The sequence below is a fragment of the Lacinutrix gracilariae genome, assembly GCF_042684485.1.
Classification (GTDB): Bacteria; Bacteroidota; Bacteroidia; order Flavobacteriales; family Flavobacteriaceae; genus Oceanihabitans; species Oceanihabitans gracilariae.
This window is the reverse complement of sequence record NZ_JBHULM010000011.1, coordinates 1,191,236-1,210,837: the sequence shown is the minus strand read 5'-3', so window position 1 is coordinate 1,210,837 and position 19,602 is coordinate 1,191,236. Positions and strand designations below refer to the sequence as shown.

Here is a 19,602-nt window from a genome sequence, read left to right as displayed (position 1 = left end):
TCTCGTGAAGGAATTTATTTAAAAGCACAAAAAAAAGCCAAAACATAAGTTTTGGCTTTTTTTTGATTCTTGTGTAGATGTTATTTACTCTACAACTATCTTTTTTTCTATTGTTTGATGGTCTTCTGTTTTTATACTTACTATGTATATTCCGGTTGCTAATGTATGTATTGGCAGTCCGTTTTCTAATGTAGTATTAGAAACATTGGTTTTGGCAAATACATTTTGACCTAGCATATTGGTGACATTTACTTTACTGCCTTCCGTTTGCAATCCTTTTACATATAACAAACTACTGTTATTATTGTAATAAATTACTGTATTATTGTTTACAGCCACCTCTTCTGTACTTAGCGTTTGGCTTGAAAATACAATTTCAAAACGATCATTAAATACTCCTGCTGTAGAGGTAAAGGTGTACGCAGTGTCTTGACGTAAATTATAGTACACATTAGCTAAATTATCACGTAAATATACTTCTTGATCTTCTGCCATGTTTATTGTTTCGGTTAACTTAATACTATAACTATTATTTCCTGATGTTTTTAGGGCTAATGGTACCACTTTATCATCTGTGATTTCTGCATAAGATTGAATGGTCATGTATTCACCATCTAACATTAGGTTTAAATCATCGTGATTGTTGTCTGTGTTTTTTGCTTCGTAACCATAATCATAAGCATCTGTGGTTATATTACTAAATCCTAATAGCAATTCTCTTCTAGTGGCTTGACCATCTAAAGCATTAAACTCTAAACGTAGTTTTTGCATGCTTGGTCCATAAGAGACTTGATCTGTGCTTCTAAAAAATGCAGAACCATTGGTTTCTGTACCATCTGCATCTGCTTCTTTTACAAATACACGTTGGCTATTTTTAAACACTACTGTACCATTGTTTTTTATTTCTGCCATAAAACCTTGTCCTACTGGCAAATATTTGGTTGGCAGTTTGGTTCCGTCTAGAGAACCATTGTGCCCTCCTGTTCCTCCTTCAAATTGATAAGCGCGTACGCTTCCTGTTTTGTTTACTTGCGCATAACCACCTTCATATTCTGAAGTTACATGAGATACTCCATCCCATTGTTGCCAAAGCTGAATACTTCCTTCTAACACAGAGGCATTATCCTCTAAAAACTTATAAATATCGATTGCTGAAGCATATGGATTACCTAGTAAATATTCGGTTTTAGACACTCCTGGTCCAGACCCTTCTCCGCCTACATCTGCTACGCTTAATTTTATTGTTCCATTATTGGGTTTTCCTTCAAATAAATATTGTTGCTCTGTACCAACTCCCATTCCTTTATGAATATATCCTACTCCTGGATTGATTGCTGTAGTTTGGTTTACACTTCCCCAATCATAATAGGTTACTCCGTTTTGATACGTATACATCCATCTTGTACTCAATCTATCCGTTTGGTGGTTACCACTTATAAATTGAATAGCACTACCATCTCCTTTTTTTAGCATATTAATACTAAAGCTTGTGTTATTTGTATTGTTAGCAGCAGCATTATTATCAGACAAACTCGTAACTCCTGTTTGCCCTACTGGTGATGCCCAATAGTTATACCAATAGTAACTGGAAGCTCCTTCTTGACGTCTTAAAATTTTTCCGTTTGCCGAAGTCACCAAGTCACTATTAACACCTTGTATTAATTGCGAATCTTCTTTTAAATCTAAGGCTCCATCTAGCTCTAAATACCAGCTATTATTTACTTGATTATCTCCGTTTACGGTAAAAGTTTTATTAGTGTCTACAAATAATCCTATGTTTTTTACAGCATGCGCTGCATCTACATTGTTTTTAATATATACAATACTCCAATCTTTATTATTAGCAACATCTTCAATATCCCAAACATTACCATGCAACCAAGTAGACTCACTTGCCCAATCTCCATTACTAACTGTTTCATATGGCATTGGAGCTGTTTGCTCTTGAATACTTGTAATGTTATTTAATGTTGTATAACGATTATTTAACGAATAGTCTTTAGTTCTTTTAAAAGATATTATATCTGTCATCGGATAGTACGCTAATAGACTATTCCATGACACAGTATTTCCAGAAGAAATGTCTACAATATCTTTAGGTATAACTGTTCCTCTTACTTTTCCAGATTCATTTTTTATTTCTTGATATACCATACGTTGTATCTGATCTTCGGTTAAAGCGCTATCAAACACACGTACCTCATCTATTTCCCCATTAAAATATTGCTTATCTGAAGCGTTGTTAGAAAATCTTCCAATTTCAAAAGCACCATTAGAACTTGCAGAAGCTTGTATAACTTGCCCAATCTGACTTGTTAAATATTTTGAATCGCTTTTCTCTCCATCAACATAAACTGTTTGCATTCCTGTTGTAGCAGAAAAAGTTCCGGTAACATGATGCCATTCATTATAAGCAACATTTATTCCATTTACAATATTTGTTGTACCTGCAGTAGTTCTTGTACCAAACACTAACTTGTTACCATTTTGTACATATAATCTACAAGAAACATCTTCTCCTGCAATAGTTGCATATGAAGTACCTGCACTTGTAGGATCTATTTTAACCCAAGCCATAATAGTAACTTCACTTAAACCATCAAGAAAAGCATTTGTAGACAAATAATCATCTACACCATCAAAATCTAAAGTAGCAATAGGTTCTGGAGATTCTGGAACTAAACTAGCTCCACAATCTTCAACTAATTCATCAATTAAAACAGGAATATCTACATCTATTAGAGTATCCACTTGCTCTGTACACGAAGGACAAGCGACATCAAACCCTCCTCCATCATCTACATCATAATAATAATGCCCTGTAATTGAAGCACCAGAGATTAACTCAGCCTGATTTCTTACAATTAACATAGAGGTTTCATTATTTCCAATCAGATCATTATTATTCAAATAAATATTATTTACTATTAAGATAAAATTATTAACAAAATCATGAACATCAAAATCTATACTTCCATCTATAACTAACAATCCATCATTTGTAAACGTCGCGTTAATATCAAAATTTTCATGTATATAAGTTGTACAACTATTTACCAAACCACTTGTTCCTCCTCCAGAAAAATCACCTTCAACTTCTAATAATCCACAATTATAAAAATCATTAGCAATATGTGTATCCCCTTGTATAATCATTTTAGAATCTGAATAGTTATAAAACACAACATTACCACCTATTGCAAATGCTCCTCCAACATTGATAATACCTGTATTATGTGACTCTGTAAAACCTCCAGGCAATAAGCTCCCTGAAAAGTTAAGCACACCTGTATCATGCACATAAATTGTAGTTGAACTTGCCGTAGGCGCATTGTTAAAAGTAACATTTCCTTCAACAATTAATGTTCCTGAATTTAACGAGTTTACATTACCAGAATACGTTACTCCTGGAGCAACGTAAAAAGTTCCTTTGATATTTCCAAAATCGTCAGAAGAATTATCTGCAAGAATACGTACAGATTGTGATGACTGAATGTGTGTTGGTGCAAAAGTTGGTAGTCCTAAAAAATTGTACCATCCAGAAGCTGTATAGGTATACGTTGAAGTTGTTGGCGCACCAGGCGAATTAAATGTTATTCCGTTGCAAGTTTGAGCGGAAATAAATTGTGTTGCAAACAACACAATAACTAGAAGTAGCTTATTTTTCATAATGTGATAGATTTGGGATCTAAACGTAATCAAATCTATACGTTAACCATTGAAAAACAAAATGTTAGCTATTTTTTTCGATTACTAACACATAAAATCCTTTAAACCGCTTTGGTTAGCAGAAAAATCCGACGAAATACATTGTAAACTAGCGCATTACACCAAAAAAACCCTTAAAAAGCACAAAAAAAGCCAAAACTTATGTTTTGGCTTTTTTTTTGATTCTTGTGTAGACGTTAATTACTCTACAACTATCTTTTTTTCTATTGTTTGATGGTCTTCTGTTTTTATACTTACTATGTATATTCCGGTTCCTAGTGCAGGTATTGGCAGTCCGTTTTCTAGACTAGTGTTAGACACACTTGCTTTAGCATAAACGGTTTGCCCTAACATATTAATTAATTGCAAATTGCTTACAGTAGTATCTAACCCCTTTACATACAACAAACTACTATTATTATTGTAATAAATTACTGTATTGTTGTTTACAGTAACCTCTTCTGTACTTAGCGTTTGGCTTGAAAACACAATTTCAAAACGATCATTAAATACTCCTGCTGTAGAGGTAAAGGTATACGCAGTGTCTTGACGTAAATTATAGTACACATTAGTTAAATTATCACGTAAATATACTTCTTGATCTTCTGCTATGTTTATTGTTTCGGTTAACTTAATACTATAACTATTGTTTCCTGATGTTTTTAGGGCTAATGGCACCACTTTATCATCTGTGATTTCTGCATAAGATTGAATGGTCATGTATTCTCCATCTAACATTAGGTTTAAATCATCGTGATTGTTGTCTGTGTTTTTGGCTTCGTAACCATAATCATAAGCATCTGTGGTTATATTACTAAATCCTAATAGCAATTCTCTTTTAGTAGCTTGACCATCTAAGGCATTAAACTCTAAACGTAGTTTTTGCATGCTTGGTCCATAAGAGACTTGATCTGTGCTTCTAAAAAACGCAGAACCATTGTTTTCTGTACCATCTGCATCTGCTTCTTTTACAAATACACGTTGGCTATTTTTAAATACTACTGTACCATTGTTTTTTATTTCTGCCATAAAACCTTGTCCTACTGGCAAATACTTGGTTGGTAGTTTGGTTCCGTCTAGAGAACCATTGTTTCCTCCTGTTCCTCCTTCAAATTGATAAGCGCGTACACTTCCTGTTTTGTTTACCTGCGCATAACCACCTTCATACTCTGTAGTTACATGAGATACTCCATCCCATTGTTGCCAAAGCTGAATACTTCCTTCTAACACAGAGGCATTATCCTCTAAAAACTTATGAATATCGATTGCTGAAGCATATGGATTACCTAGTAAATATTCGGTTTTAGACACTCCTGGTCCAGATCCTTCTCCACCTACATCTGCTACGCTTAATTTTATTGTTCCATTATTAGGTTTTCCTTCAAATAAATATTGTTGCTCTGTACCAACTCCCATTCCTTTATGAATATATCCTACTCCTGGATTAATGGCTGTGGTTTGGTTTACGCTTCCCCAATCATAATAGGTTACACCGTTTTGATACGTATACATCCATCTTGTACTTAACCTATCGGTTTGGTGATTTCCACTTATAAATTGAATAGCACTTCCATCTCCTTTTTTTAGCATATTAATACTAAAGCTTGTGTTATTCGCATTGTTAGCAGCAGCATTATTATCAGACAAGCTCGTAACTCCTGTTTGCCCTACTGGTGATGCCCAATAGTTATACCAATAGTAACTAGAAGCTCCTTCTTGGCGTCTTAATATTTTTCCGTTTGCCGAAGTCACCAAGTCACTATTAGCACCTTGTATTAATTGCGAATCTTCTTTTAGATCTAAGGCTCCATCTAGCTCTAAATACCAGCTATTATTTACTTGATTATCTCCGTTTACGGTAAAAGTTTTATTAGTATCTACAAATAATCCTATGTTTTTTACAGCATGCGCTGCATCTACATTATTTTTAATTTGTACAATACTCCAATCTTTATTATTAGCAACGTCTTCAATATCCCAAACATTACCATGCAACCAAGTAGACTCACTTGTCCAATCTCCATTATTAACTGTTTCATATGGCATTGGCGCTGTTTGCTCTTGAATAGTTCTAATATTTTTTAAGTATAAAGTATTATCATTACTAGAATAATCTGCTGTGGTACTGTTTTTAATATCTGTCATCGAATAGTAAGCTATTAAATCACTCCATGACACAGTATTTCCGGTAGAAATATCTACAATATCTTTTGGTATAACTGTTCCTCTTACTTTTCCAGATTCATTTTTTATTTCTTGATACACCATACGTTGTATCTGATCTTCGGTTAAGGCGCTATCAAATACTCTTACTTCATCTATATCTCCTTTAAAATATTGCTTATTTGTTGTATTTCTTGACAACCTTCCTATTTCAAAATTACCATTCCAACTACCTGTACACGCTATAGTTTGTCCTATTTGAGTTCCTGTAGTAGTGGTAGTACGTTTTACTCCGTCTACATAAATAGCTTGGGTTCCTGTTGCTCCTGAAAATGTTCCTGTTATATGGTGCCATTCATCATAAGCTACATTTATTCCATTTACAACATTTGTGGTTCCTGCAGTGGTTCTTGTACCAAATACTAACTTGTTACCATTTTGCACATATAATCTACAAGAAACATCTTCTCCTGCAATTGTATTATTTGTTGTCCCAGCATTTGATGCATCTATTTTTATCCAAGCCATGATAGTAACTTCACCTAAGCCATTAACAAGGCTATTACCTGTTAAATAATCATCTACACCATCAAAATCTAAAGTTGCAGATACTGGCGGATTTACATCAAATAAATCACGATAATCTAAATCGCCTCCTGTAAACAAATCACCATCATTATCTGGTAGTACAGACAAATCTATTGGGTTTTCAATTGCTTCATTAGCATCCCAAATAGCATCATTTGTTCCTGAGGTTTCAAATATATCATCAAGACCATCATTATCAGAATCACTTCCGCTTAACACATTAGCCATTCCATTTTCTTTAATATCTGGAACACCATCATTATCAGAATCACTATCGATATAATCAGGAATACCATCACCATCTGTATCTTCTACAGTTAATCCTGTTGCATATGTTGTATCTACTCCATTATAAGAATTAACAGAATATAACGGACTAACATAAGTAAATGTTGATTGTGCTTCTATATTATCTGGTATACCATCATCATCACTATCAATATCTAAAAAGTTATCATTTCCTGAATTATCTGTATTTATTGGAATTGTTCCTGTACCAGCAGAAGTAGGAATACCCATAGTAGAAGGCGTTAAACCTTCTGCACCATCTGCATAACCATCGTTATTAGCATCTGTTCCTCCAGATTCTACAACATCAAAAATACCATCATTATCACTATCTAAGTCATAATGATTAGGCACACCATCGTTATCAAAATCTAAATTAGCACAAATACCAAAACTATTTAAGGTACAAAAATTGACATCTTTATAATTAGGTATTCCATCAAGATCGTGATCTGCAGAAGGATCAATTCCTCCAGATTCTACAATATCGGTTATTCCATCATTATCATCATCTAAATCATCGACATCACTAAGTCCGTCTTTGTCATTGTCTGGTAAGGTTAAAATAAACATTTTACCATCTCCATTATCATAAGTTGCAGCAGTTAATGTTGCTCTAGTAATGGTTGATCCTGTAGGCGCAATGTCATCTAAATAAAATATTGCAATACCTAAAGTCGCTCTATTTAAAACAACACGATCACTAAGCCAATAATCAGAACCTGCAGGAGGTGAATTTACAGCACCAGGAGTACCTAAATTACCACTACTTCCTGTACCACCATAACCCCATTCTGTTCCACCTTTATTAACAAAAGTTTCTCCTAAAGACTGTTCTGATACTCCACCAACTGGTATTCCAAAAAACTCTATATGATAACAGTTATTTGCATTTTGCTCTGTTATAGCAATTACACCACTAGAACTAGCGACAATACCACCTTCATATGTTAAGGTTGCCCTTTGTGCATTTGTACTATTTTCAGCAACAAAGTCATTGCACATTTCTTCACCATTATAATTAGCAGCAAAATAGTAATTAAGATTTAAGGATTGAAAAGCCTCTAATGCTGTTGCATCCCATGTTGGACTAGCACTAGTACTTTCTACTATAGAGCTATTAAGCCTAATAGTATTATTTGATTGTGCATTAGGACCAGGCTGTGTTAATTCATACCCAGTTGGCACTCCAAAATTTAAATAAACATTACCATTAACAGTAATACTTTCTATTGTAGCGGGTTGATTATAATTTGTTTGCGTATCGCTCCATTGAAAACTTACACCAGACTGAATACTTGGTGCATTTGTTTGAGCTAATATTGGAGTACTTAAAATACAGCACACCATGAAGTGTAGTAGGTTCTTAATCATAATTTGGTAGATTATTGGGGTTGTAATCTACTTAAAACTAGATAACTAAAATATAATCGCGTCTTTTTTCTCTGTTTATTCGATGAAATACTGCTGTTTTCCGTCGAAAAACACAAAAAAGTAAGAAAAACCTTAATTTTAAAGTTTAAAATTCTTATTTACAATCAATTACAACACTAAGTAAGCTGAAAAACTAAATCTTCGATTTTAGAAACCAATTGTATTTTAATTCCTTGAGGTTGGATAGAAATCTTATTGTATTTGGATACAAAAATTTTAGAAAAACCTAATTTTTCGGCTTCTAAAATACGTTGCTCCACTCTTTGAACTGGTCTTATTTCTCCAGAAAGACCAACCTCTGCAGCAAAACAATAGTCTTTAGGTATTGCCACATCTTCATTAGAAGACAATATAGCTGCAACTACTGCTAAATCTAAAGCAGGATCGTCTACAGAAATTCCTCCTGTAATATTTAAAAACACATCTTTAGCTCCTAATCTAAAACCTGCACGTTTTTCTAAAACCGCTAAAAGCATATTTAGTCTTTTGGCATTAAACCCTGTTGTGCTTCTTTGTGGTGTACCATACACAGCAGTACTAACAAGTGCTTGAATTTCTATTAACAAAGGACGTAAACCCTCAATAGTAGCAGCAATGGTATTACCACTTAGTTCTTCGTCATTTTTAGAAATTAGTATTTCTGATGGGTTAGTTACCTCTCTTAAACCAGAACCTTGCATTTCATAAATACCAAGCTCATTGGTAGAACCAAACCTATTTTTATTAGCTCTTAATATTCTAAAAATATGATTTCTGTCTCCTTCAAAATGAAGCACAGTATCTACCATATGTTCTAATATTTTTGGTCCAGCAATATTTCCATCTTTTGTAATATGACCTATTAAAATTACAGGTGTTGCAGTTTCTTTTGCAAACTTAATAAGTTCTGTAGTGCACTCTTTTATTTGCGAAATACTTCCTGCAGAAGACTCTATATATTCACTATGTAAGGTTTGTATAGAATCTACAACTACCACATCTGGTTGCAGTGAAGATATTTGCTTAAAGATGTTTTGCGTTTTTGTTTCGGTTAAAATATAACAGTTATTACTATTGGGATTAATGCGTTCTGCTCGCATTTTTATTTGCTTCTGGCTTTCTTCTCCAGAAACATACAAAGTACTATAAGGAAGTTTTAATGCTATTTGAAGTAATAAGGTACTTTTTCCTATACCTGGCTCTCCTCCTAAAAGAATTAAGGAACCAGGAACAATACCTCCACCAAGCACTCTGTTAAACTCTTTGTCTATGGTATCTAACCTTGCATCATGCGACGCGTCAATTTCATTAATTTTTAATGGTTTTGCGCTTTTTTGCACAGTAGGACTTTCTAATTTCCAGCTACTTTTTTCTGGCTTTTGTAATACTTCTTCAGCAATAGTATTCCATTCTTTACAAGAGGTACATTGTCCTTGCCATTTAGCAAATTGACTACCACAGTTTTGACAAAAAAAAGTTGTTTTTACTTTAGCCATGCTCACTTTCCGTGTAAACGGAAATTTTATTAATTACTGATAAAATGATTCTTTGTTAAAACCTCAAAAAGTTTTTGAAATTATAATTTAATACCCAAAATCTGCTTTAATAGCATCTGATTTTTCTAGCATTAAATCTTTTGATAATCCTGCTATTTCTTCTAGCATATAAGCAGATTGATAGGTTTTCATTGCTTTTTTAGGATCATTGGTTTCTTCATAAAAACGCGCCATATAATAGTTTCCTAACATAGTTTCAGGATATTGCTTACGTGCTAATTTTCCTAACTCTTCGTAGTAATTATATTGCTCACTTTTGTTGATTGCTGCTGCAATAGCTTTAAAATCATTTACAAGTATTGGCTTTTTTATTCCGAATAAATCCTCAATAGTCTGATACTTTTCTAACAAATAGGTAACAGGAGAACCTTCTAACTTTAGTATGGTTTCTCTGTACTCTTTTTTACTAATAGGCTGGTACACCAAGAAAATACTCTCTAAAGCTTTTGGCACTGCATGTGCTGGTAAGGCGTAATGCGAAGGACCTTCAAAAACATCAAAATTGTAAAGTACATTTTTATTATCTAGCGCAGTTAAATTTAAGTTTAATGCTTCTGTTTTTTCTTTTATAAATTTTACATCATTTGTAGATGTTGCTAGGTAGTAAAATAGTTTGTTTTCAAAACTTTTTAGTCTTTCCGGCAAATAGGTTTTCATATTTGTTGCTAAATCTGGACTTATACTTATATAAGCCTGAAATAAAGGGGAAGCTTTAAACAGAAAAGAGTTAATAAAATTTGCTGTTTCACCATGACCAATGGCTACGTTAAAATTTTCTGTTCGGTATGTTTTTTCTATATATGGCAGAAGCTCCATACCTACAAACTCAAAAAAATCTGCTCCTGTATCTATTGGCATAGAACTTTGCTCAGAGTAATTGGTATCTTCGCTTCTAGTTTTTGATTGGTTTACACCAACAACAATTGCTTCTGGCATGTCTTCCCAGTAAGAATAGTAATCTACATTACCTGCAACTATTTCAAACATATAATCTCCATCAAAAACCACAATTAAAGGGTAGTTTTTATTGGTATCTTCATCATATCCTCTTGGTAACTGCACTTTTATTTGGCGTATATCATTCAGCTTTTGCGAATCTATAGTTTCGTATTGTACTTGTGCCTGTGTAAATTGAAATGTAAAAAGTAAGAGTATTGCGTAGATTAATGCCTTCATTTTTGCGTTTTTGAGAATTTAAAATGCAAGTTACAAATATTTTTTTTCTGTTGTATGCTAGAAAAAACAATAAAAAAAACTCTCCATAATTGGAGAGTTCTTTTTTAATATATTTTTGTTGTGAAACCTTTATTTTAATAGGTTTGTTGCTTCATCAGGAAAAACTAAAGCTGGCTTAAATGTTTTTGCTTTTTTAAGTTTCATAAAAGCATAAGTAATTAATATAAGCACATCTCCTGGAGATACCAATCTAGCTGCTGCACCATTTAATGTGATTTCACCAGAATTTCTAGGACCAGGAATTGCATAGGTTTCTAATCGAGCCCCATTATTATTATTTACAATCTGTACTTTTTCACCTTGAATAATATTGGCTGCATCCATTAAATCCTCATCAATAGTGATACTACCAATATAATTAAGGTCTGCTCCTGTAACCTTAACCCTGTGAATTTTCGATTTTACTACTTGTATTTGCATTTGGCAAAGATAATTAATTTAGCGCGATATTATCTATTAATCTAATATCATCAGCATAAACTGCTATAAACGCTCTGTATTTTTTTTTGTTAGATTTTCTTTTAACTGTCTTTAGGGTTTCTACATCTGCAATAATAAAATATTCTAATACTAATAAATCATGTTTTGCAAATTGCTTAGTCACCCATTCTGTTACTTTAGTAGCACTTTCTGTGCCAAACTTTACTTTGGCAGTCTGTAATGTTTTATAAATAAAAGGAGCTACTTTGGCATACGCAGGTTTTAGCCTTGTATTTCTAGAACTCATCGCTAAACCATTAGCCTCTCTATGAATATCACATCCTGTAATTTTAACAGGAATAGCCTGTTTTTCTACCAGTTTTTTAATGATTGCTAGTTGCTGAAAATCTTTTTCACCAAAATAAGCATTATCTGGAGTAACAATCTCAAACAAACGTTTTACAATAGTACCTACACCGTCAAAATGACCTGCTCTAAATTTACCTTCCATTTCATGCTCTAAACCATCAAAATCAAAATGTTGTGAAACCACATTATTTTGATAAATATCATTTGCTGTAGGTGCATAAATTAAAATATCACTAGACAATGTTTTTAATAATGTGGCATCTTTTTCTAAAGTTCGTGGGTATTTTTCTAAATCTTCTACATTATCAAATTGGGTAGGATTTACAAAAATACTTACCACAACTACATCATTCTCAGCTAAAGCTTTAGACACTAAAGATAAGTGTCCAGCATGTAATGCTCCCATAGTTGGAACAAACCCAACCTTTTGATTATCAAGCTTTAACTGCTTAATAACTTTTGTAATTTGTTTTATTTCTGAAAATATCTTCATTATTAATAAAAAATTAACGCGTGCAAACTTAAGATTTTACTCGCAGACTGCATAAAATTTTGTATTTTTGCGTGTTTTTTATTTTGAATTTTTAAAAGTAACTAGTATGTAAATGAAGCTTTTTACAGCTTTTAAACACAACTAAAGCTTACAATAGAATAAAAAAACGCGAAACACATTAAAAACAACTATATGAAAGATAAGAGGATATTGTATGTATCATCTGAGGTAGTACCTTATTTACCAGAAACTGAAATTTCTTCAATGTCGTTCGAGACTCCTCGAATGGTAAACCAACAAGGTGGTCAGATTAGAATATTCATGCCTAGATATGGAAATATTAATGAAAGAAGACACCAATTACACGAAGTAATAAGACTTTCTGGAATTAATTTAGTAATTAATGATTTAGACATGCCACTAATTATAAAAGTTGCATCTATACCAAAAGAGCGTATTCAAGTATATTTTATTGATAATGATGAATATTTTAAACGTAAAGCAACTTTAACTGATGAAGACGGAAAATTATTTCCAGATAATGATGAACGAGCTATTTTCTTTGCCAAAGGAGTAATAGAAACGGTTAAAAAATTAAACTGGTCACCAGATATTATTCATGTTCATGGTTGGCTAGCTTCTTTATTGCCATTATATCTTAAAGAATATTACAAAGACGAGCCTTTATTTAATGAAAGTAAAATAGTTACCTCTATTTACAATCAAAACTTTGAAGGAACGTTAAATAAAGACATGTCTAACAAAGTTAAGTTTGATAACATAGATGGTAGCGCAATAGAAACGCTAGAAAAACCAAGTTTTGTAAACTTAATGAAAGTAGCTATTGATTATTCTGATGCCTTAATCGTTGGGTCTGAAGAATTACCAGAAGGCATAGAAAAACATTTAGAAGAATCTGAAAAACCTGTATTAGAATACAAAACAAAAGATGAGTTTAGCGAAGCTTATACAAATTTTTATAACACAAAAGTTTTAAGCTAACAGCATCAAATTACTATGAAGAAGACAATTAAAGCCCTTAAACTAACAAGTGTACTCTCACTAATTACAATGGCGTTTGTAGCTTGTGATAAAGACTTTTCAACCTTAGATAGTGATATTCAAGGAGCGCAGAATTTTTCTACAGATTCTGAAAAATTTCCTGTTATAGCATATACTAAAAAATTCAATCCTGTTCAAACTAACGGATTATCTTCTAACTTATTAGGAGTTTATAAAGATGATATATATGGCTTAACTACAGCTAGTGTGGTTTCTCAAGTTTCACTTTCTACATATGATCCTGACTTTGGTGACGAACCAGAATTAGAATCAGTAATTTTATCTATACCTTATTTTTCTACTGCTGGAGAAACGGTTGATGGCGAAACTACATATACCATAACACAACAAGATTCTTTATATGGTGACACACCAATAAAATTATCTATATATCAAAACAATTATTTCTTAAAAGATTATAACGCAGAAAATATAGAAGAATACGAAACCTATTATTCTAACGCTAATGCAACTATAAACTTTGATAATCATACAGGTGAACCTCTATTTGAAACGGATGAATTTATACCAAGTCCTTCAGAAATCACTTTAAATGACGAAACGGATGAAGAAGAAAAATTAACGCCACGATTTAGACAAGAGTTAAATAATGTAAATGGATTTTGGGAAGATTTAATTTTTTCAAAAGAAGGTATGTCTGAATTAAGTAATGACAATAACTTTAAAAATTACTTTAGAGGCCTTTACTTTAAGGCATCTTTAGCTGATGGTGCTACAGAAGGAAACATGGTAATGCTTGATTTTAGTAACGCAACCATTGAGTTTAACTACACCAACGAAACAGATGAGTTAGATGATGATGGTAACCCTGTAAGAGAAGAGCAAACTCTAGAAATGAATTTTTCAGGTAACCGTTTAAACATACTAGAAAACGATGCTTCAGTAACAACTTTAGCAGACGCAGATGCTGCTGCAGACCCAATAGAAGGTAATGAAAAATTATACCTAAAAGGTGGAGAAGGTGCTATGGCTGTAGTTGATTTATTTGGTGGACCTGATACAGATAATGATGGTTTATCAGATACGTATGACAATTTTATTGCAACCTATAAAGAACAACGTCTTATTAATGAAGCAAACTTAGTTTTTCATGTAGACCAGACTGCTGGTTTAAATGAGGAACAAGAACCAAATAGAGTTATCATTTACGACTTAAAAAACAATGTTCCTGTTGTGGATTATTTTTTAGACCTTCCAGATACTTCTAACCCAGAATATTCTATTGAATACCACTCTACAATTCTAGATAGAGATAGTGATAATCATGGAGTAAAATATAAAATCCGATTAACAGAACATTTAAACAACATTCTTTTAAGAGATTCTACAAATCTAAAATTAGGGTTAATGGTAACCACTAATATTAACGAGATTTTACAATACAGTACTTTAGATAGCGATGATAAATTAACATCAGGTACAGTAATGTCTCCAAAAGGAACTGTACTACATGGTAGTAATGAAAATGTTGCAGAAGAAAACAGAGTACAATTAGAAATTTTTTATTCAGAACTAGAAAACTAATTTTTTTATGTGTGGTATAGTAGGTTACATAGGTCATAGAAAAGCATATCCAATTATTCTTGAAGGACTAAAACGTTTAGAATACAGAGGGTATGACAGTGCAGGAATAGCCCTTTTTGATGGCAAAAACCTGAAAATATCTAAAACAAAAGGAAAAGTAGCAGATTTACAAAAAAAGCTAGAAGCAGAAATAACTACAACTGGCAATTTAGGTATAGGCCACACACGTTGGGCAACACATGGTATACCTAATGATGTAAACTCGCATCCACACTGTTCTAACTCTGGCGATTTAGTAATTATACATAATGGTATTATAGAAAATTACGCTGCACTAAAAAAAGAATTAACAAAAAGAGGCTATACCTTTAAATCAGATACAGATACAGAGGTTTTAATAAACCTTATTGAAGATATAAAATTAAAAGAAAACATTAAGCTAGGTAAAGCAGTACAAATTGCCCTTAACCAAGTAGTGGGTGCGTATGCCATTGCTGTATTTGATAGAAACAAACCAGACGAAATTGTTATAGCTCGTTTAGGAAGCCCTTTAGCAATAGGTGTTGGTGAAGATGAATTTTTTATTGCAAGTGATGCTTCACCTTTTATTGAATATACTAAAAATGCCATCTATTTAGAAGATGAAGAAATGGCTATTGTTAGAATAAAAAAAGGCGTTAAGATTAGAAAAATCAAAGATGACACTGTAGTAGCACCTTATGTTCAAGAACTACAAATGAATCTGGAACAAATAGAAAAAGGAGGCTATGAACACTTCATGCTTAAAGAAATTCATGAACAACCAGACGCCATAAGAGACACTTATAGAGGACGCCTTTTAGCTAAAGAAGGTATCATCAAAATGTCTGGAATAGATGATAATATCGAAAAATTTACAAATGCAGACAAAATAACTATTGTTGCTTGTGGTACCTCATGGCACGCTGGTTTAGTTGCAGAGTATATTTTTGAAGACTTAGCAAGAATACCTGTTGAAGTAGAATACGCTTCAGAATTTAGATATAGAAATCCAGTAATTACCAATAAAGATGTTGTAATTGCAATATCGCAATCTGGAGAAACAGCAGATACCTTAGCTGCTATTAAACTTGCTAAGCAAAACGGCGCTTTTGTTTTTGGTGTTTGTAATGTAGTAGGTTCTTCTATTGCCAGAGAAACACATGCAGGAGCTTACACACATGCTGGACCAGAAATTGGTGTAGCATCAACAAAAGCATTTACTACGCAAATTACTGTATTAACTTTAATTGCTTTAAAATTAGCAAAAGTTAAAGGAAAAATATCAAATTCTAATTACCATTACCATTTACAGGAACTTGAATTAATTCCTGAAAAAGTACAAAAAGCATTACAGTCTGACCAACATATTCAAAATGTTGCAAAAACCTATAAAGATGCTAAAAACTGCTTGTATCTAGGAAGAGGATATAACTTCCCTGTTGCATTAGAAGGCGCATTAAAACTAAAAGAGATTTCTTACATACATGCTGAAGGGTATCCTGCTGCAGAAATGAAACATGGGCCAATTGCTTTAATAGATGAGCAAATGCCTGTATTTGTTATTGCTACAAATAAAGGACACTATGAAAAAGTGGTAAGTAATATTGAAGAAATAAAATCAAGAGCTGGAAAAATAATTGGTATTGTTACAGAAGGTGATGCAAATGTTAAAAATTTAGCAGACCACATTATTGAAGTTCCTGAAACTTTAGAGTCTCTAACACCTTTACTTACAACCATTCCGCTACAATTACTGTCTTATCATATTGCAGTAATGTTAAATAAAAATGTAGATCAACCTAGAAACTTAGCAAAATCAGTTACCGTAGAATAAAACAAGCTTTTTAGTAAACCTCAGTTTACTTGTTACATTTTAAGAATTTCTCAAATTTTGACCATCTCAATTGAGAAAATAATATTATGCGCGCATAATTTTAAGAAAACTTCTTAATGTTTTCATAATATTTATTTATATTGGCTCAAATAATTAAACTAAATCTTAAAAATGAGAACAATTCTTTCAATTTTATTGTTGTTTTTTTGCAGCTTAACTTATGCGCAAACAACAATAACAGGAACAGTAGTTGATGACAGCAACCTACCTATTCCTAGTGCAAACATTATTGTTGTAGGTGCCTCGGTTGGTACGGTTACTGATTTTGATGGTAATTTCACATTAACAGTAGACCAAACTCCACCATTTACATTACAAGCTAGTAGTGTAGGTTTTGAACCTTCATCTCAAGAGGTAAATACAAACAATCAAGTCATTAATTTTATTTTAGCCGAAGGAACTTCACTTGATGAAGTTGTAATTTCTGCTTCTAGAACTCCAGAACGTATTTTTGAATCTCCAGTTACTGTAGAGCGTTTTGGTTTAAAGGAAATTAAAAATACAGCCTCTGCAGATTTCTATGGAGGTTTAGAAAACTTAAAAGGTGTTGATGTAAACACTAATAGTTTAACTTTTAAATCTGTAAACACTAGAGGTTTTGCTTCTTTTGCTAATACGCGTTTTATGCAATTAGTAGATGGTATGGATAACTCCACGCCAGCATTAAACTTCCCTATTGGTAACCTAGTTGGTTTAACCGAAACAGATGTACAAAGTGTAGAACTTTTACCTGGTGCTTCATCTGCGTTATATGGAGCCAATGCCTTTAATGGTATTCTTTTTATGCGTAGTAAAAGTCCTTTTGACCACCAAGGTATAAGTGCTTATGTAAAACAAGGGGTTACTTCTCAAGAATCTGCTGGTACTAATCCATATACCGATTTAGGAATTAGAATGGCTTATAAATTTAGCGATAAATTTGCTGCTAAAATAAACTTTGGTTACTTAAGTGGTACCGATTGGGAAGCTACTAGTGAAGTAGATAGCGATATGTATGGCGGAACAAGAGAAACAAACAGAAACTATAATGGTATTAATGTTTATGGTGACGAAGTTTCTGCAAACCTTAATGATTTAGCAGGTGGTACTGGTATTGTACCAGATGTATATGTTAGTAGAACAGGTTACAACGAACGTGATTTAACAGACAATGAAGCCCGAAGCATTAAAGCAGATTGGGGATTATACTACAGACCAATTACAGATAGTAATTTTGAAATTCAATATGTTGGTAAAGTAGGTACAGGTACCACAATTTACCAAGGTACCAATAGATATAATATTGATAACTTCTTTCAACAACAACATAAATTAGAATTAAAAAATGATAACTACTTTTTAAGAGGTTATGTAGTTGCTGATAAAGCTGGTGATTCTTACGATATGGTATTTACCGGAATTAACATTAACAGATCTTGGAAAAGTGATGAAGAGTGGTTTGGTGATTATATTAACACTTACGTAGCTGCAACTTTAGGTGGTGGTGCTACAGATGAAGAAGCACATGCTGCTGCAAGAGCTGCTGCTGAAAACGGAAGATTTGAACCAGGTTCTGCAGAGTTTAAAAATGCTTTTAATAGAGTTATTGATGATCCAGACTTAGCTACAGGTTCTAAATTTCAAGACCAATCTAAATATTACCATGCAGATGGTAACTACAACTTTAGTCATTTAATTGATTTTGCAGATATTCAAGTTGGTGGTTCTTTTAGACAGTATGACTTAAATTCTTTAGGGTCTATCTATACCGATTATGATGGTTCTATTGACTACAGTGAATTTGGTATCTATACACAAATTCAAAAAGATATTGAGTTAAATGATATCATGGAATTAAAAGTAACTGCTTCTGCACGTTATGATAAATCTGAATTTTTTGAAGGATTTCTTTCTCCTAGATTATCTTTAGGTTTAACACTTAATAAAGACCACAATATTAGAGGTTCTGTTCAAACAGGTTTTAGAAACCCTACTACACAAGATTTATTTATTGGCCTAGATGCTGGTAGAGCTATATTAATAGGTTCTGCTCCAGATAACTTAGACAGATACTCAAGAGATTTTACAGGTAGTGACGGAACGGTTTACACACAAACAGGTGCTGCTGCATACAATAACTCATACGCATCTTCTTCTGTAGTTGCTTTTGGTGAAACTGGTGATCCTTCTCAATTAAGAGTTGCTAACCCTAGTTTAGTAAAACCAGAAAAAGTAACTTCTGCAGAAATTGGGTATAGAGGTAAATTCAACAAACTTATTGTAGATTTTAGTACCTATTATAACAGATATAAAGATTTCATCTCTCAAGAAGTGGTTATCGCTCCATTTTATGGTTCTGTTGCAGATGGCTCTGCTGCTGTTGCAATTGCTAATAGTGACTTTCAAACCTATAGCGCATACACAAACTCTGATGTTAACGTAAATTCTTATGGTGCTTCTATTGGTTTATCTACTAAAGTATTTGGTAGTTATGACATAGGTGGTAGTTATACTTTTACAAAACAAGATTTTGATCAAGAAGCCAACCCTGATTTTGAAACAAATTTCAATACACCAGAACATAAATTTAAAGCGCATTTTGGTAACACTGAAGTATTTAAAAACTTCGGATTTAATGTAGCATACAGATTTAGTGATGATTATTTCTGGGAAGCAACTTTTGGTGATGGTGTCGTTCCTGAATTCCATACTGTAGATGCACAGATTAACTACAAAATCCCTTCTCTTAAATCATTAATTAAAGTTGGTGGTACAAATATTGGTGGAAAAGAATACTTCACAGCATTTGGTTCTGGGTATATAGGTTCTATGTACTATGTTTCATGGACAATTAATAACTTATAAAA

The 19,602-nt window shown here is 32.8% G+C and carries 10 protein-coding genes; 4 read left to right on the top strand and 6 right to left on the bottom strand.

The window, feature by feature from the left end; translation table 11 throughout:
* Positions 1-84 precede the first annotated feature (84 nt).
* The 6 genes from ACFSSB_RS12340 to panC all read right to left on the bottom strand — a co-directional run bounded on the left by ACFSSB_RS12340 (position 85) and on the right by panC (position 12,234).
* Positions 85-3,669: a LamG-like jellyroll fold domain-containing protein gene (locus tag ACFSSB_RS12340; protein WP_379904674.1), complete on the bottom strand. Its 3,585-nt coding sequence runs from the start codon at positions 3,667-3,669 to the stop codon at positions 85-87.
* Between the two features lie 240 nt (positions 3,670-3,909).
* Positions 3,910-8,121: a LamG-like jellyroll fold domain-containing protein gene (locus ACFSSB_RS12335; protein WP_379904671.1), complete on the bottom strand. Its 4,212-nt coding sequence runs from the start codon at positions 8,119-8,121 to the stop codon at positions 3,910-3,912.
* A gap of 176 nt (positions 8,122-8,297) precedes the next feature.
* Positions 8,298-9,656, bottom strand: coding sequence for a DNA repair protein RadA (gene radA / locus ACFSSB_RS12330; RefSeq protein ID WP_379904669.1), 1,359 nt, complete (start codon positions 9,654-9,656; stop codon positions 8,298-8,300).
* Positions 9,657-9,743: 87 nt separating this feature from the next.
* Positions 9,744-10,892 carry an alpha/beta hydrolase gene (locus ACFSSB_RS12325; RefSeq protein WP_379904667.1) on the bottom strand — a complete coding sequence of 383 codons (1,149 nt, stop codon included), beginning with the start codon at positions 10,890-10,892 and terminating at the stop codon, positions 9,744-9,746.
* 129 nt (positions 10,893-11,021) lie between these two features.
* Positions 11,022-11,372: an aspartate 1-decarboxylase gene (gene panD / locus ACFSSB_RS12320; protein ID WP_203460240.1), complete on the bottom strand. Its 351-nt coding sequence runs from the start codon at positions 11,370-11,372 to the stop codon at positions 11,022-11,024.
* A 13-nt stretch (positions 11,373-11,385) separates the two neighbouring features.
* Positions 11,386-12,234, bottom strand: a complete 849-nt coding sequence (gene panC, locus ACFSSB_RS12315; RefSeq protein WP_379904664.1) for a pantoate--beta-alanine ligase — start codon at positions 12,232-12,234, stop codon at positions 11,386-11,388.
* 192 nt (positions 12,235-12,426) lie between these two features.
* Here panC and ACFSSB_RS12310 point away from each other — a divergent pair, with 192 nt between their 5' ends.
* The 4 genes from ACFSSB_RS12310 to ACFSSB_RS12295 all read left to right on the top strand — a co-directional run bounded on the left by ACFSSB_RS12310 (position 12,427) and on the right by ACFSSB_RS12295 (position 19,600).
* Positions 12,427-13,236 (top strand): glycogen/starch synthase, encoded by an 810-nt coding sequence (locus ACFSSB_RS12310; RefSeq protein WP_379904662.1) that lies wholly within the window; start codon positions 12,427-12,429, stop codon positions 13,234-13,236.
* 15 nt (positions 13,237-13,251) lie between these two features.
* Positions 13,252-14,841, top strand: coding sequence for a DUF4270 domain-containing protein (locus ACFSSB_RS12305; RefSeq protein WP_379904660.1), 1,590 nt, complete (start codon positions 13,252-13,254; stop codon positions 14,839-14,841).
* Between the two features lie 7 nt (positions 14,842-14,848).
* Positions 14,849-16,696, top strand: a complete 1,848-nt coding sequence (gene glmS, locus ACFSSB_RS12300; RefSeq protein ID WP_379904658.1) for a glutamine--fructose-6-phosphate transaminase (isomerizing) — start codon at positions 14,849-14,851, stop codon at positions 16,694-16,696.
* A gap of 171 nt (positions 16,697-16,867) precedes the next feature.
* Positions 16,868-19,600, top strand: coding sequence for a TonB-dependent receptor (locus ACFSSB_RS12295; RefSeq protein ID WP_379904656.1), 2,733 nt, complete (start codon positions 16,868-16,870; stop codon positions 19,598-19,600).
* Positions 19,601-19,602 lie beyond the last annotated feature (2 nt).